Genomic DNA, 15,468 nt, shown 5'->3' with positions numbered 1-15,468 from the left:
CCGGCACCCGCGTCCTCAGGACTCCAGCGGCGGGCCGAGCACCTTCCGGATCGCCAGTGCCGCGAGCTGCTCGTCCGGGCTGTCCAGCAGCACCCGGTAGGTGTCCTGCCCCGCGAGGAACTCGACGCAGACGGCGTCCTCGTCGCACGGTCCGAGGCGCCACCCCTGCACCGCGTCCATCGGCACCGTCGTCCGCGTCTCGCGCTGGTAGTCGGTCTCGGCCTCGAGACGATCCGCGAACACCCGGAGGCGTCCGTAGGCACCTCGCCAGCTGAGCTGCAGGTCGAGGGTGGGAGAAGGAGAGCGGTCCGGCACCCGCTGATGGTAGCGACGGGTGCCGGACCGCTCGTGTTCGGCGCCGGGGGCCTTGCGTTCCGGGGACAAGCGGAGCGCTAGCTCCCGTCGCCGTCGCGTCGCACCGAGGCGGCGGGGTCGCGGACGCCGATCGGGTAGGGACCCGTGACGCCCTCGCGCAGGGCGGCGATGCGCAGGATGCGGTCACGCTGCAGGAACCACCCGACGATGAGCAGCGGGATCACGATGACGAGCGACGCGATCGTGTACGTGCCGACGGGGTAGTCGATCGCCATCAGCACGATGACCGAGGCGAGGAACGCCAGGGTGAGCCAGGCAGTGACGGGCGCTCCCGGTAGCCGGAAGGTGGGTTCCTTGGCGAGCCCCTGCTTGGCCCACTGGCGGAGCCGCATCTGGCACAGGATGATCGTGCCCCACGCCGTGATGATGCCGAGGCTGGCGATGTTCAGGGCGATCTCGAACGCCTGGCTCGGCACGAAGTAGTTCAGCACGACGCCCGCGACGGTGAACGCCGCGGTGAGCAGGATGCCGGCGTAGGGGACGCCGCCCTTCGACATCTTCGTGGTCCACTTCGGCGCCGAGCCGTTCATGCCCATCGAGTGCAGCGCGCGGCCGGTCGAGTACAGGCCGGCGTTGAGTGACGACAGTGCGGCCGTGAGCACGACGAAGTTCATGATGCCGCCGACGATCGACCCGACCTGCGGGTTGCCGAGCGACGAGAAGAACGTGACGAACGGGCTCTCGCCCTCCTTGTAGGCCGTGTACGGCAGCAGCAGGGAGAGCAGGATGATCGAGCCGACGTAGAAGACCGCGATGCGGAAGACCACGGAGTTGATCGCGCGGGGGATGACCTTCTCGGTGTTCTGCGTCTCACCCGACGCGGTGCCGACGAGCTCGATCGCCGCGTACGCGAACACGACGCCCTGGATCACGATGACCGCGGGGAGCAGCCCGTTCGGGAACAGCCCGCCGTTGTCGCCCCAGATCGTGAACCCGGTGCGCACGGCCTCGCCGCCGGCCTCGACCGGGAACGCGAAGACGAGCCAGATGATCGCGACGACGAGGAACGCCACGAGCGCGGCGACCTTGATCAGGGCGAACCAGAACTCGAGCTCACCGAACACCTTCACGGCGACCATGTTCGCGGCGAGGACGACGACCAGAGCGATCAGCGCCAGCAGCCACTGCGGTGCGGCGGTGAAGGCCGACCAGTACTGCAGGTAGATCGCGACCGCGGTGGTGTCGACGATCGAGGTCATCGCCCAGTTCAGGAAGTACATCCAGCCGGCGGCGTACGCGAACTTCTCGCCGTAGAACTCGCGGGCGTACGAGATGAACGACCCCGAGGACGGGCGGTGCAGCACCAGCTCGCCCAGGGCCCGGAGGATGAAGAAGGCGAAGATCCCGGCGACCAGGTAGGTCAGCGCGAGCGCGGGACCCGCGGTGTGCAGGCGTCCACCGGCACCGAGGAAGAGGCCGGTGCCGATCGCGCCGCCGATCGCGATCATCTGCAGTTGCCGGGGCTTCAGACCGTGCTGGTAGCCCTCCTGCTCGTGCGAGAAGTCGTTCGCCGGCGCTCGGCTGCCACCCGTGTCGTTCTGCGCTGTCATGCGCGACAACCTACATGCGCACCGGACCGGGCCGTCACGCAAACCCCGGTTCTGTCGAACCGCAGCTGCTGAACGTCCGCACAGCCGACGGCGGCCCGAACCTGGACGACGACCGTCGTCCGTTGCTTGCATGGAGGGATGGACATCCTCCTCCGACTCCTCGTCGCGATCGGGTTCGCCCTGCTCGTCACCGCCGTCGTCGCCCTCGTCCTGCACCTGGTCCTGCGGGCGATCGCGCGCCGGGAACGCTGGGCCGGCGTGCTCTCGCGACGGACGAAGCACCCCTTCCGCACCGTGCTGCTGGTGGTCCTGCTCTGGATCGCGTTCACGTCGAGCATCCCGCGGAACGCCGACGCGTACCCGTGGCGCGACGAGGTCACGCACGCCTTCCTGATCGTCACGATCGGGACCGGTTGCTGGCTCGCGTGCCAGGTCGCGATCTTCCTCGAGGACCTCGGGCTGCACCGCTTCCGCATCGACGTGCCCGACAACCGGCAGGCGCGTCGCATCCGCACCCAGGTGCTCATCATCCGGCGGCTCACCGTCGCCGTGCTCGTCATCATCGCGGTCGGCGCGATCCTGCTGACCTTCGACGGGGTCGAGGCGGCCGGCGCGAGCGTGCTCGCCAGCGCCGGTCTCATCTCCGTGGTCGCGGGCCTCGCCGCGCAGTCCACGCTCGGCAACGTGTTCGCCGGCATGCAGCTGGCGTTCTCCGGGTCGATCCGGGTGGACGACGTCGTCGTGGTCGAGCAGCAGTGGGGTCGGATCGAGGAGATCACGCTGACCTACGTCGTCGTGCACCTGTGGGACGACCGTCGGTTCGTGCTGCCGTCGACGTACTTCACGAGCACGCCGTTCGAGAACTGGACACGGACCGGCAGCGAACTGCTCGGCGCCGTCGAGTTCGACCTCGACTGGCGGGTGAGCCCGGCCGACATGCGGGCGGAGCTCGACCGGATCCTCGACACCTCGACGATCTGGGACCGCCGGGTCAAGGTGCTCCAGGTCACGGACGCCGTCGGGGGACTGGTCCGCGTCCGCATCCTCGTGACCGCACCCGACGCCGGCGGCCTGTTCGACCTCCGCTGCTACGTCCGCGAGGAGATGGTCGAGTGGATCCAGCGCACCCACCCGGACGCCCTGCCGGTCCAGCGGGTGCAGCTCACCGAGCCGGGTGCGGCGGCACCGCGCCGACGCGGACGCCCGGCAGAGGGGGACTCGCAGTTGTTCGGCGACGACGAGCGCGGTGCGCTCTTCACCGGACCGATCCAGACCTCCGGCATCCCGGAGTCCGAGCGCTGACCCGGTGACGTGACCGACGTGCCGTGCACGGGACGGCTGACGGACGGGAGGCCCGGTGCCAGCTGGCACCGGGCCTCCCGTCCGTCAGTCCGGTCGCGTCTGCGACCGCCTGCCGCGTCTCGACCTACTGGCGCGCCTTGACCGCGCGGTCGTCCTCGACGACCGTGCCGATCGCCACGATCGTCGTGGCGAGCCACGCGACCCAGGTCAGTGCGAGCCGCCAGTCACGCGGTCCCTGGCGGGTGGTCTGCAGCACGCTGTAGCCGCTGATGAGCGAACTCCACACCGCACCGTTGAACATGAACTTGCGCACAGAGGCCTCCTGTCGTCGTGCTGACAACGCTACCGGCCCGTACATTGGAGCGCCGCCGGTCACCCTGCCGCGGTGTCTGCCGGAGGAGTGTTCGTGCGCCAAGCGGTCATCGGAGCGGCCCTGCTCGTGGTCGGCGCGGTCTGCGTCGTGTTCGGGCTGCTGCCCCTCGACGACCTCGCCGTGCTCGCCGACCGGGTCCTGCCGGTCCTCGGGTTCGTGCTCGGGCTGACCATCGTCGCCGAGCTCGCTGCGGACGCCGGGGTGTTCGACCGCCTCGCCGACGTCGCCGCCCGGGTCGGTGGCGGGCGCACCATCGGCCTCTGGGGTGCGGTCGTCGTGCTCGCCGTGCTCTGCACCGTGTTCCTGTCGATCGACACCACCGCGGTGCTCCTCACTCCCATCGTCATCTCGCTCGCACGGCGCGTGGGACTACCCCCGATGCCGTTCGCCCTGACCACGGTCTGGCTCGCGAACACGGCCTCGCTGCTGCTGCCGGTGTCGAACCTGACGAACCTGCTCGCCGTCGACCGGATGGGGCTCGGTGGCCCGCTGCCGTTCGCCGGGCTGATGGCCTGGCCCGCGGCCGCCGGGGTGGTCGTGCCGTGCGTCGTCCTGCTCGTGGTGTTCCGCGGCAAGCTGTTCGGCCGCTACTCGCCGGTGTCCGTCCGCACGCCGAGCGACCCCGTGTTCTTCTGGGCGGCCTCCGCAGTGCTGGTCGCGCTCGTCGTCGCCCTGACGGCCGGGGTGACCGTGTGGATCGCCGCGGTCCTGGCCGCCGTGGTGCTCGTCGTGGTCGCGGCGTTCCGGTCACCGTCCGAACTCCGGGTGTCCCGCGTGCCGTGGTCGACCCTGCTGTTCGCCGCCGGGCTCTTCGTGGTGGTCGAGGCGCTGCACACGACGGGCATCACCGACCCGATCGTGCACGCGCTGCAGGGCGGCACCGGGACGGGCCCGCTGCTGCTGCTCGGCGGTGCGGGCGCGGTCGCCGCGAACGGCATCGACAACCTGCCGGCGTACCTGGTGCTCGAACCGGCCGCCGGGCACGAGGCCGTGCGGTACGCGGCGCTGCTCATCGGCGTGAACGCCGGCTGCCTCATCACGCCGTGGGCCTCGCTCGCGACACTGCTGTGGCACGCACGGCTTTCGGCCGAGGGGGTACACCTGTCGTGGGGCCGGTACATGGCGCTCGGGTGCGTCGTCGCGCCGCTCACCGTCGTCGCCGGGGTCCTGGCGCTCGCGCTCTGACGCCGGCGGAGCCCGGTGCCGAGGCGGTGCCGGTGCCGGTGCCGTGCGCGGTCAGAGCCAGTCGCGGGTCTTGAAGACGCGGTAGAGCACGAGCGACGACGCGGTGATGATCGCGAGCGACGCCCAGAGCCCGCTCCAGGCGCCCTCGCCCGGGAACTCGACGTTCTGCCCGAAGAAGCTCGTCACACCGGTCGGGATCGCGATGATCGCCGCCCAGCTCGTGACCTTCTTCATCACGGTGTTCTGCCGGTTCGACGCCAGGTTCAGGGTCGTGTCGAGCACGCTCGACACGGCGTCGCGGAGCTGTTCGACGGAGTCGGCGATCGAGACCAGGTGGTCCTCGACGTCGCGGAAGTACGGCCGGATGCCGTTCGAGATCGTCTCCGCGTCACCGTGCAGCAACGAGGCGACGCTGTCCCGCGTCGGGACGACCAGCCGCCGGAGCACCCCGAGGGTCTTGCGGAGCCGGAACGACCGCCGCTGGATCTGCTGCTCACGGGGGTCGCCCGGTTCGAACAGGTCGTCCTCGAGCGCGTCGATCTGCCGCTCCAGGTCCTCGACGGTGTCGGTGGCCCGGTCGACGACCGCGTCGAGCAGCGCCCAGACGAGCCAGGGCACGCCGTGTTCGGCGATGTCGGAGTTCGCCGTGAGCCGGTGTTCCATCGGGGTGGTGTCGACGTCGGACCCGTGGATGGTGACGAGCGCCCGTTCGGTGACGAAGGCCTTGACCTCGTGCGTGATCAGGTCACCCTCGTCGTCCGTGCCGCCCACGTCGTAGACGACCAGGAACAGGCTGTCCCGGTACCGGTCGAGCTTCGGGCGCTGACCGTGCTCGACGGCGTCCTCGACGGCGAGCGCGTGGATGCCGAGCTCCTCCTCGATCTGCTCGAGGTCGGCCGACGTCGGGTCGGTGTAGTCGATCCAGACGAAGGTGTCCGGATCGGCGACGAGGTCGGAGATCCGGTCGACGGGGAAGTCCCGCTCGACCGTGTCGCCCTTGCACCACGCCCGTGTCCTGACCATGCTCGTCAGCCTACTGAGACGGCCGACCCGGGAGGTCCGGGTCGGCCGTCGTGGTGCTGCCGAGCCGCTCAATCGGCTCCCGCTCAATCGGCTCCCGCTCGGTCGGCTCCCGCTCGGTCGGCTCCTGCTCAGTAGGCGGAGACGAGCTTGCCGTCCTGCACCTTCAGGTACTGGTTCACACTGAACGAGTCCTCGCCGCGCTTCTTGTCGCCCAGGTACGAGGTGTAGCCGTACGAGACGCTCCCGTCCTTCGTGCTCGTCACCATCACGGTGCCGGCGCGCGACGCCTCGACCTCCAGCTCGGGCATCGACGTGACGTCGTACTGCACGCCGCCGTCGGCGTCGTAGGGCCCGTACCAGGGGCAGCCGCTCAGGGCCCGGAGCTCGGTCTTCTCGGCGCAGTCGTCGATGAGGTCGGTCACGTACTGCTCGGCGTCCTGCTCGAGTGCCTTGGTCGCCTTCGGCGCGAAGTCGACGTAGCCCGACGTGACCGCGCCCACGGCGACCTTCTCGGTGCCGCCGGTGAAGTACTTCGTCCCGCCGACCGAGACCTGGTAGGTGCCGGGGTAGGCGAGGGACGTGAACGTCCCCTCGCTGATCTTCCCGATCTCCTTGCCGCCGACGGTGACCGGTGCGCCCTCGAGCACGTCGGAGGCCGTCAGGGTGACCTGCTGCGCCAGCGGCTGCGTGACACGCCACTCGTCCTTCACCAGGAACGAGGTGCCCGTGCGCCGCAGCGACACCTGGCCGGAGCGGTTCTTGCCGTCCTGGGTGTACCTCAGGGTGGCGATGGCGGTGTCACCGGTCCGGGCGACCCGGCCGACGCGGATGTCCGACGGGCGGTCCTTCGCGCTCCCGAGCACGTTCGAGTCGAGCATCGCTGCGTCGTCGGGGATCTCGCTCAGGTCGGCGGCGGTGTCGGCGTCACCGCTGGCGATGGCCTGCACGTAGGACTTCACGGTCGGCGCCGGACCCCAGACGTTGGCGCGGAGGACGCTCGTCGTGACCGCACCGGCGATGACGACGACGATCACCGCGCCACCGGCGATGAGCGAACGGACCAGGATCTTCTTGGCCCGCGGGGACATCGGTGCCGGAGCGGAGGCACCACCGCCGATGAACGGCTGCGACCCGTCGGCGGGTTGTGCGCCGTACGGGGGCAGCACGCCGGAGGGCGGCTGCGACCCGGACGCCGGCTGCGCGCCGGAGATCGACTGCACGCCGTACGCGGGCTCCTGGGCAGACCCGGCCGGCGGGTACTGCGCCTGCTGGTCAGCGGCCGGGGGAGTGTTCCACGCGGCGGCAGCGGGCGCGTCGGCGGCGACAGGCGCGCCGGGCGCAGCGGGAGCGCCGGGCGCACCGGGCGCGGCCGGGTCGGCGGTCGCGGTGGGCGCGACGGGAGCACCCTGGCCGGCGGCGGGCCCGGCCGGGAACGCCGGCGGCACGACGGGGCGGGGGTCCGCTCCGACCAGGCGGGACGTCCGGAGCACCACGGCTCCGCCGAGGCGGGGCAGGAGCACCGGGGCGAGGTACCGGGCGACGACCTCGATCGCGCCGCCCCACAGGGCGAAGACGATCGGCGTCCACGGCGCGATGCCGATCGACCCCGACCCGTCGACGGAGCTCGTGCTGCTCACCTGGTAGGAGACGACGCCGGTGCCGAGGACGAAGAAGAGCAGACCGAGTGCGAACCACACCAGCGGCGTGACGACCCAGTCGAGCGTGGTGCGGATCCGGTCGTTGCGGCGGACGGCGAGGGCGAGCCCGGCCGCGACCGAGGTCACGACGACGGACAGCACGACGAGCCAGGTCCAGCCGCCGGCTCCGCCGAACACCGAGGCGGTGTCGCTGGCGGACCCGAAGCCGGACGTCCCCACACCACCGAAGAACCCGAGCGCGGTCAGTGCGATCGCGACGTTGCCGAGCAGCAGCGGCAACGCGGAGCCGGAGGACGGCTGGGCGATCAGTGCGACGACGATGACGACGAGGGCGACCAGCACGACGAGGACCGTGAGCTGCGACGCGGCGACCCGGAGCGTGCCGAGCAGGCGGGCGGCGAAGACGTTGCGCCCGGCGAGGACGGAGGGCCGGGCGAGGAGTGCCGCCAGGGCCCCGATGACGAACGCGCCGAGGATGCTCCCGAAACCGACGGCGTGCACCGGCTCGATGACCGCGCCGGACACCGACGGGAACCGGATCGCGAACAGGCCGGCCGCGACGTTCGTGAGCACGGTGGTGACGAGGCCGGAGACCACCGCGGTGACGAGCACCTGCGTGCGGCCGAGGCCACGCGTGCGGATCCGACGGGTGAGCACGACGGCCAGGACGACCTGCGCGGCGAGCACCAGCGCGGGCACCACGGCGAGCGATCCCGAGCCGGAACCGAGGAACCCGATCGACCCGGACAGGTGCAGTCGGCCGAGGTCGGCGAGGGCCACGAGCTGCGCCGGCGCACCGAGCAGGACGCTCACGCCGGAGAGCAGGGACTCCACGTCGGGGGCCGAGCCCGCGCCGAGGTCGGTGCCGGACCCGGCGGACGGAGCGGCCGACCCGCTGCCGCCCGACGCGAGCAGTCCGACGGTGATGAGCAGCGAGAGCCCGGCGACGACGTACGCCGCGACCCAGCCGCCGACGGCGGCGAGCACGGCCGCCAGCCAGTCGCGACCGGACACGGACCGCAGGAAGCGACCGAACGCATCGGACGGCTGCGCGGCGGGGGCGGGCTGACCCGTCCACTGCTGCGGGCCTCCAGGCTGCTGCTGCCAGGCGGGCTGGCCGGGCTGCGACGGCGGGACGGGCTGGTTGGGCGGGTTCTCGCTCACGCTGGGGGTCCTCTCCGACCGGGAGGCCGGCGCCGCACTCCAGCACCCGTGTCCCCCCGACACGTGCTTGCAGCGTAGCGGAACCGCCGATCCGCCGTGAATGCGCTGTCCCCACGCTGGTAACTTCGGCAGCGCAGCCGGCGCACCACGCCAGCCGGCACACCACGCCTGCCGTCGTACCCGACGCACCGACGTACCCGACGCACCGACGCACCGACGCACCCGGCCCCGGCCGGGCGGAACGGAGATCACACCACCCCATGCCTGCAGACCGCACCGAACAGACCCGCTACTCGTTCGTCGTCGCCTCCAACCGACTCCCGGTGGACCGCGTCGTCGACCAAGACGGCAACGAGGGCTGGCGGCACTCGCCGGGTGGCCTCGTCACCGCCCTCGAACCCGTGATGCGCGCGAACGACGGAGCCTGGGTCGGCTGGGTGGGGCAGGCCGAGGTCGAGGTCGCACCGTTCGACAACGAGGGCATCCACATCGTCCCCGTCCCGCTCTCCGACGACGACGTCGAGGAGTACTACGAGGGCTTCAGCAACGACACGCTCTGGCCGTTGTACCACGACGTCATCGAGCACCCGAGCTACCACCGTGACTGGTGGAACGCGTACAAGCGCGTGAACGAGCGCTTCGCCGCGCAGATCGCCGAGATCGTCGAGCAGGACGGCATCGTCTGGGTGCAGGACTACCAGCTGCAGCTCGTGCCGGCCCTGCTCCGCGCCAAGCGCCCCGACCTGACGATCGGCTTCTTCAACCACATCCCGTTCCCGCCGGTCGGCATCTACGCGCAGCTGCCGTGGCGTGCGCAGATCCTCGACGGGCTGCTCGGCGCCGACGTCATCGGCTTCCAGCGCCACGACGACGCCAGCGACTTCCTCCGAGCGGTCCGGCACATCAAGGGCTACACGACCAAGGGCACCACGATCGACGTCCCGGTGGACGACCCGGCAGCCCCGCGCAGCCGCAAGGGCATCACGGTCCGCCACGTCGAGGCCAGGCACTTCCCGATCTCCATCGACGCCGAGAGCTTCGAGGCGATCGCCCGCAAGCCCGAGGTGCAGGAGCGTGCGCGCGAGATCCGCGAGAGCCTCGGCAACCCGAAGACGGTGCTGCTCGGCGTCGACCGGCTCGACTACACCAAGGGCATCCGCCACCGCATCAAGGCGTTCGGCGAGCTGGTGGAGGACGGCCGCATCGCGGTCGAGGATGCAACCCTGATCCAGGTCGCGAGCCCGAGCCGCGAGCGTGTCGACTCGTACGCGGCGCTCCGTGACGAGATCGAGCTGAGCGTCGGCCGCATCAACGGCGACCTCGGTGTCATCGGCCACCAGCCGATCTCGTACCTGCACCACGGCTACCCGCGCGAGGAGATGGTGGCGCTCTACCTGGCCGCCGACATCATGCTCGTCACCGCACTGCGCGACGGCATGAACCTCGTCGCGAAGGAGTACGTCGCCGCCCGGTTCGACAACGACGGGGTGCTCATCCTGTCCGAGTTCGCCGGTGCCGCCGACGAGCTCAAGCAGGCCGTGATCGTGAACCCGCACGACATCGGGGCGCTCAAGGACTCGATCGAGCGCGCCATCCAGATGCCGCGTCGCGAGCGGTCGACGCGCATGCGCGCGCTCCGCAAGCGGGTCCGCGACAACGACGTGGCGCGCTGGTCGCGCTCGTTCCTCGAGGCGCTCGACCGCCACGCGCCGCGGAACGCCCAGATCGACCCGTCCGCCGCCGACCCGCGCGAGCAGCACCGTGAGGCGCAAACCGACAACATGTCGATCTTCGACCAGGACGCCCAGTCCGCCAGGGCTGCCGAGGACACCCGGGAGTCACGTGATGACTGAGACCACCACCGACCAGTCCGCCATCGACGCGGCCCTCGAGACGCTCGCGGCTGCGCCGCGACTGATCGTCGCCCTCGACTTCGACGGCACGCTGGCCCCGTTCGCCGACGACCCCTCGCAGGTCGGGGCACTGCCCGGCTCGTGGGCGGCGGTCCTGACCCTGCACCGTGCGAAGGACACCGAGGTGGTGCTCGTGTCCGGGCGTCCGCTCGGCAGCCTGGCCGCGGTGACCCACGCACCCGAGGACATGGCGCTCGTCGGCTCGCACGGTGTCGAGTGGCGCGTGGACGGCCACGACGAGGCCGCGCTGAGTGACGTCGAGGTCGAGCGTGTGGCACGGATCGGTGCGGCGCTCGACGCGGTCGGCGAACGGTTCCCGGGCGTCGTCATCGAGCACAAGCCCGCCGGGCACGGGGTGCACACGCGCCGTGTCTCCGCCGAAGTGGCGGCCGAAGCCAACGCGGCGGCGAGCCACGCGGCGCACGAGGCCGACCCCGAGGTGCTCGAGCGCGGTGGCAAGGACATCGTCGAGTTCGCGGTCCGCCACGTCACGAAGGGCGACGCGATCGCCCGGCTCCGCGAGTTGCACGGCGCCGACGCGGTGTTCTTCGCCGGCGATGACGTCACCGACGAGGACGCCTTCCGCGTGCTCGGCGACGGCGACGTCGGGGTGAAGGTCGGACCGGGCCAGACCCGGGCCGGGTACCGCATCGCCGACCCGGCGGCCCTGACCGGGGTCCTGAAGCAGCTGGCGAGGCTCCGCGCGACGCGCTGACCAGGGTGATCCGGGCCTCCCGGCCGTCCTTCACCATGCGTACGCATGTTGTTGCGCAACTGGTATCCCAAACCGTCCTAGACTCCATCCATGCCTGATATCGACGTCAAGCCGCGCAGCCGGGTCGTCACCGACGGGATCGAAGCAACCACCTCGCGTGGCATGCTGCGGGCCGTCGGTATGGGAGACGAGGACTGGAGCAAGCCGCAGATCGGCATCGCGTCCTCGTGGAACGAGATCACGCCGTGCAACCTGTCGCTCGACCGCCTCGCACAGGGTGCGAAGGAGGGCGTGCACTCCGGTGGCGGCTACCCGCTGCAGTTCGGCACCATCTCCGTCTCGGACGGCATCTCGATGGGCCACGAGGGCATGCACTTCTCCCTCGTCTCGCGTGAGGTCATCGCGGACAGCGTCGAGACCGTCGTCAACGCCGAGCGCCTCGACGGCACCGTCCTGCTCGCCGGCTGCGACAAGTCGCTCCCCGGCATGCTGATGGCCGCCGCGCGCCTCGACCTGGCGAGCGTGTTCCTCTACGCGGGTTCGGTCATGCCGGGCTACGTGAAGCAGGCCGACGGCACGATGAAGGAAGTCACGATCATCGACTCCTTCGAGGGCGTCGGCGCCTGTAAGGCCGGCACCATGAGCGAGGAAGAGCTCAAGAAGATCGAGTGCGCCATCGTCCCCGGCGAGGGGGCCTGCGGTGGTATGTACACCGCCAACACGATGGCGAGTGTGGCCGAGGCCCTCGGCATGTCGCTGCCGGGCTCCGCCGCCCCGCCGAGCGCCGACCGTCGCCGTGACTACTACGCGCACCGCTCCGGCGAGGCCGTGGTGAACATGCTCGAGCACGGCATCACCGCCCGGCAGATCCTCACCAAGGAAGCCTTCGAGAACGCCATCGCCGTCGCGATGGCCCTGGGGGGCTCGACCAACGTCATCCTGCACCTGCTCGCGATCGCCTACGAGGCCGAGGTCGAGCTGTCGCTGGACGACTTCAACCGCATCGGTTCCAAGGTCCCGCACCTGGCCGACATGAAGCCCTTCGGCAAGTACGTCATGGTCGACGTCGACCGCAACGGCGGCATCCCCGTGATCATGAAGGCGCTGCTCGACGCGGGCCTGCTGCACGGCGACTGCATGACGGTGACGGGCAAGACCGTCGCCGAGAACCTGGCCGAGATCGACCCGCCGGCGCTCGACGGCGAGGTCTTCCGCACGCTCGACAACCCGATCCACGAGACCGGCGGACTCACCGTCCTGCAGGGCTCCTTCGCCCCGGAGGGCGCCGTGGTGAAGACCGCGGGCTTCGACGCCTCGGTCTTCGAGGGGCCCGCCCGCGTGTTCGACCGCGAACGTGCGGCGATGGACGCCCTGACCGAGGGCAAGATCGAGAAGGGCGACGTCGTCGTCATCCGCTACGAGGGTCCCAAGGGCGGCCCGGGCATGCGCGAGATGCTCGCCATCACCGCGGCCATCAAGGGCGCGGGCCTCGGCAAGGATGTACTACTCTTGACCGACGGTCGATTCTCAGGCGGCACAACCGGCCTGTGCATCGGCCACATCGCACCGGAAGCAGTGGACGCAGGTCCAGTCGCTTTCGTTCGTGATGGCGACCGCATCCGTGTCGACATCGCGGCTCGCTCGCTCGACCTACTGGTCGACCCGGCCGAGCTGGAGGCCCGCCGTGACGGCTGGGCCCCGCTGCCCCCGCGCTACACCCGCGGAGTCCTCGCGAAGTACGCCAAGCTCGTCAAGTCCGCCGCCCAGGGCGCGGTCACGGGCTAGCGTCCGACACCCGCACCACCGCCACCACTCAGGCAAGGACCACTCATGCCCACGGAAGCAACTCCGTTGTCCGCGGCCGCCGGTGCACGCCGGTCGCCGGAGATCCTGACCGGCTCGGGAGCCGTCCTCCGGACGCTCGAGCACCTCGGGATCACCGACGTCTTCGGCCTGCCGGGCGGCGCGATCATCCCGTTCTACGACGAGCTGATGGCGTCGACCACGATCCGCCACATCCTCGTCCGTCACGAGCAGGGCGCCGGCCACGCCGCCGAGGGCTACGCCTCGTCGTCCGGCAAGGTCGGGGTCGCCATCGCGACGTCCGGCCCCGGCGCGACGAACCTCGTCACGGCCATCGCCGACGCCTACATGGACTCGGTGCCGTTCATCGCGATCACCGGCCAGGTGTTCTCGACGCTCATGGGCACCGACGCGTTCCAGGAAGCCGACATCGTCGGCATCACGATGCCCATCACGAAGCACTCGTTCCTGGTCACCGACCCGGCCGACGTGCCGGCGACCCTCGCCGCGGCACACCTCATCGCGACGACCGGTCGGCCCGGCCCCGTGCTGGTGGACATCACGAAGGACGCCCAGCAGAAGTCGGCGCCCTACGTGTGGCCGCCCAAGATCGACCTGCCCGGCTACCGCCCGGTGACCAAGGCGCACGGCAAGCAGATCACCGCGGCCGCGCAGCTGCTGTCCGAGTCGAAGCGTCCAGTGCTCTACGTCGGCGGCGGCGTCATCCGCTCCCGTGCGACCGCAGAGCTCCTCCGCTTCGCCGAGGCGACCGGGGCGCCGGTCGTCACGACCCTGATGGCACGCGGCGCGTTCCCGGACTCGCACCCGCAGCACCTCGGCATGCCCGGCATGCACGGCACGGTGCCCGCGGTGCTCGGCCTGCAGGACAGCGACCTCATCGTCGCCCTCGGTGCCCGCTTCGACGACCGCGTGACCGGCAAGGCCGACGAGTTCGCGCCGGACGCCAAGGTCGTGCACGTCGACATCGACCCTGCAGAGATCTCGAAGATCCGCTTCGCCGACGTCCCGATCGTCGGTGACGCCCGCGAGGTCCTGGTCGACCTGCTCGACGCCTGGGGCGGCATCGCCGTCGAGGACCGCGCGTCCACCGACGAGTGGTGGGCGAAGCTCCACCAGCTCAAGACCGACTTCCCGCTCGGGTACGCCGAGCCGACCGACGGACTCCTCGCGCCGCAGGGCATCATCAAGCGCATCGGTGAGCTCTCCGGTCCCGAGGCCGTCTACGCCTCCGGTGTCGGCCAGCACCAGATGTGGTCCGCGCAGTTCATCAAGTACGAGCGGCCCAACGCCTGGCTCAACTCCGGTGGCGCCGGAACGATGGGCTACTCGGTCCCCGCGGCGATGGGTGCGAAGGTCGCACAGCCGGACCGTGTGGTCTGGGCGATCGACGGCGACGGCTGCTTCCAGATGACGAACCAGGAGCTCGCGACCTGCGTCATCAACGACATCCCGATCAAGGTCGCGATCATCAACAACTCGTCGCTCGGCATGGTCCGGCAGTGGCAGACGCTGTTCTACGACGGCCGGCACTCCTTCACCGACCTCGAGACGGGGCACGCCTCGCGCCGCGTCCCGGACTTCGTGAAGCTGGCCGACGCCTACGGTGCCCTCGGCATCCGCGTCGAGAAGGCCGACGAGGTCGACGCCGCGATCGAGCTCGCCCTGGCGACCAACGACCGCCCGGTGGTGATCGACTTCGTCGTGAGCCGTGACTCGATGGTCTGGCCGATGGTCCCGCAGGGCGTCAGCAACTCCTCCATCGAGTACGCCCAGGCACTCGCGCCCACCTGGGACGACGAGGACGCCGACATGACGGGAGAAACCGCATGAGCCACGTCCTCTCCCTCCTCGTGGAGGACAAGCCCGGTCTGCTGACCCGCGTCGCCGGACTCTTCGCCCGGCGCGGGTTCAACATCGAGTCGCTCGCCGTCGGCAACACCGAGGTGGACGGCCTCAGCCGGATCACGGTCGTCGTCGACGTCGAGGACCTCCCGTTGGAACAGGTGACGAAGCAGCTCAACAAGCTGGTGAACGTCATCAAGATCGTCGAACTGGACTTCTCGCAGTCGGTCCAGCGCGAGCACATGCTCGTGAAGGTGCGCGTCGACAACCAGACGCGCTCGGCGGTGCTCGAAGCAGTGAACCTGTTCCGTGCCCAGGTCGTCGACGTGGCGACCGACTCCCTGATCGTCGAGGTGACCGGCGACCCCGGCAAGATCCAGGCGATCCTCCGCGTGCTCGAGCCCTACGGCGTCAAGGAGCTCGCCCGCGCGGGTCTCCTCGGCATGGGCCGCGGACCGAAGAGCATCACCGACCGGGTGCGCTGAGCGCCCGTCACACCCTTCCCGGGCGCCGATGGTGCCCGGCACCGACCACAGAACCAAGG

Annotated in this window: 12 protein-coding genes; 7 read left to right on the top strand and 5 right to left on the bottom strand. The window is 70.5% G+C overall.

What is annotated here, in order from left to right:
* Positions 1–15 precede the first annotated feature (15 nt).
* Positions 16–315, bottom strand: coding sequence for a hypothetical protein (locus DEJ20_RS11940; protein WP_146245503.1), 300 nt, complete (start codon positions 313–315; stop codon positions 16–18).
* Positions 316–392: 77 nt separating this feature from the next.
* A complete protein-coding gene (locus tag DEJ20_RS11935) occupies positions 393–1,925 on the bottom strand; it encodes an amino acid permease (protein WP_111236579.1) in 1,533 nt (510 codons plus the stop codon).
* Between the two features lie 138 nt (positions 1,926–2,063).
* On the opposite strand from DEJ20_RS11935, the gene DEJ20_RS11930 reads away from it, so the two are divergent.
* Positions 2,064–3,227, top strand: a complete 1,164-nt coding sequence (locus tag DEJ20_RS11930) for a mechanosensitive ion channel family protein (protein WP_111236578.1) — start codon at positions 2,064–2,066, stop codon at positions 3,225–3,227.
* A gap of 124 nt (positions 3,228–3,351) precedes the next feature.
* Here the strand turns inward: DEJ20_RS11930 and DEJ20_RS11925 are convergent, their stop codons facing one another.
* Complete coding sequence (locus DEJ20_RS11925) at positions 3,352–3,540, bottom strand: hypothetical protein (protein WP_027466522.1); 189 nt, start codon at positions 3,538–3,540, stop codon at positions 3,352–3,354.
* Positions 3,541–3,633: 93 nt separating this feature from the next.
* On the opposite strand from DEJ20_RS11925, the gene DEJ20_RS11920 reads away from it, so the two are divergent.
* A complete protein-coding gene (locus DEJ20_RS11920) occupies positions 3,634–4,785 on the top strand; it encodes an SLC13 family permease (RefSeq protein WP_111236609.1) in 1,152 nt (383 codons plus the stop codon).
* Positions 4,786–4,836: 51 nt separating this feature from the next.
* On the opposite strand, the gene DEJ20_RS11915 is transcribed toward DEJ20_RS11920, so the two are convergent.
* Entirely contained in the window at positions 4,837–5,808 is a 972-nt protein-coding gene (locus DEJ20_RS11915; RefSeq protein WP_071246402.1) for a magnesium transporter CorA family protein, read from the bottom strand.
* A gap of 128 nt (positions 5,809–5,936) precedes the next feature.
* Positions 5,937–8,630: a Cif family virulence factor gene (locus tag DEJ20_RS11910; RefSeq protein WP_111236577.1), complete on the bottom strand. Its 2,694-nt coding sequence runs from the start codon at positions 8,628–8,630 to the stop codon at positions 5,937–5,939.
* Positions 8,631–8,890: 260 nt separating this feature from the next.
* Between DEJ20_RS11910 and otsA the strand changes: the two genes are divergently transcribed.
* From otsA to ilvN, 5 genes are all read left to right on the top strand, one after another.
* Positions 8,891–10,483 (top strand): alpha,alpha-trehalose-phosphate synthase (UDP-forming), encoded by a 1,593-nt coding sequence (otsA, locus tag DEJ20_RS11905; protein ID WP_111236576.1) that lies wholly within the window; start codon positions 8,891–8,893, stop codon positions 10,481–10,483.
* A complete protein-coding gene (otsB, locus tag DEJ20_RS11900) occupies positions 10,476–11,258 on the top strand; it encodes a trehalose-phosphatase (RefSeq protein WP_111236575.1) in 783 nt (260 codons plus the stop codon). The genes otsA and otsB overlap by 8 nt, the downstream gene beginning before the upstream one ends.
* Positions 11,259–11,348: 90 nt before the next feature.
* Positions 11,349–13,043, top strand: a complete 1,695-nt coding sequence (gene ilvD / locus DEJ20_RS11895) for a dihydroxy-acid dehydratase (RefSeq protein ID WP_071405815.1) — start codon at positions 11,349–11,351, stop codon at positions 13,041–13,043.
* A gap of 45 nt (positions 13,044–13,088) precedes the next feature.
* Positions 13,089–14,912, top strand: coding sequence for an acetolactate synthase large subunit (locus DEJ20_RS11890; protein ID WP_027466529.1), 1,824 nt, complete (start codon positions 13,089–13,091; stop codon positions 14,910–14,912).
* Entirely contained in the window at positions 14,909–15,409 is a 501-nt protein-coding gene (gene ilvN / locus DEJ20_RS11885) for an acetolactate synthase small subunit (protein ID WP_017888842.1), read from the top strand. Before DEJ20_RS11890 ends, ilvN begins: the two co-directional genes overlap by 4 nt.
* Positions 15,410–15,468 lie beyond the last annotated feature (59 nt).

Origin of the sequence: Curtobacterium sp. MCSS17_005 (assembly GCF_003234225.2) — a bacterium.
GTDB lineage: Bacteria > Actinomycetota > Actinomycetes > Actinomycetales > Microbacteriaceae > Curtobacterium > Curtobacterium flaccumfaciens.
This window is presented reverse-complemented; position numbering and strand designations above follow the sequence as displayed.

Bases quoted from the DNA above. Each gene is read 5' to 3' on its own strand.
- DEJ20_RS11935 (WP_111236579.1), bottom strand. From the start codon at position 1,925: ATGACAGCGCAGAACGACACGGGTGGCAGCCGAGCGCCGGCGAACGAC.
- DEJ20_RS11930 (WP_111236578.1), top strand. From the start codon at position 2,064: ATGGACATCCTCCTCCGACTCCTCGTCGCGATCGGGTTCGCCCTGCTC.
- DEJ20_RS11915 (WP_071246402.1), bottom strand. From the start codon at position 5,808: ATGGTCAGGACACGGGCGTGGTGCAAGGGCGACACGGTCGAGCGGGAC.
- otsA (WP_111236576.1), top strand. From the start codon at position 8,891: ATGCCTGCAGACCGCACCGAACAGACCCGCTACTCGTTCGTCGTCGCC.
- otsB (WP_111236575.1), top strand. From the start codon at position 10,476: ATGACTGAGACCACCACCGACCAGTCCGCCATCGACGCGGCCCTCGAG.
- ilvD (WP_071405815.1), top strand. From the start codon at position 11,349: ATGCCTGATATCGACGTCAAGCCGCGCAGCCGGGTCGTCACCGACGGG.
- DEJ20_RS11890 (WP_027466529.1), top strand. From the start codon at position 13,089: ATGCCCACGGAAGCAACTCCGTTGTCCGCGGCCGCCGGTGCACGCCGG.
- ilvN (WP_017888842.1), top strand. From the start codon at position 14,909: ATGAGCCACGTCCTCTCCCTCCTCGTGGAGGACAAGCCCGGTCTGCTG.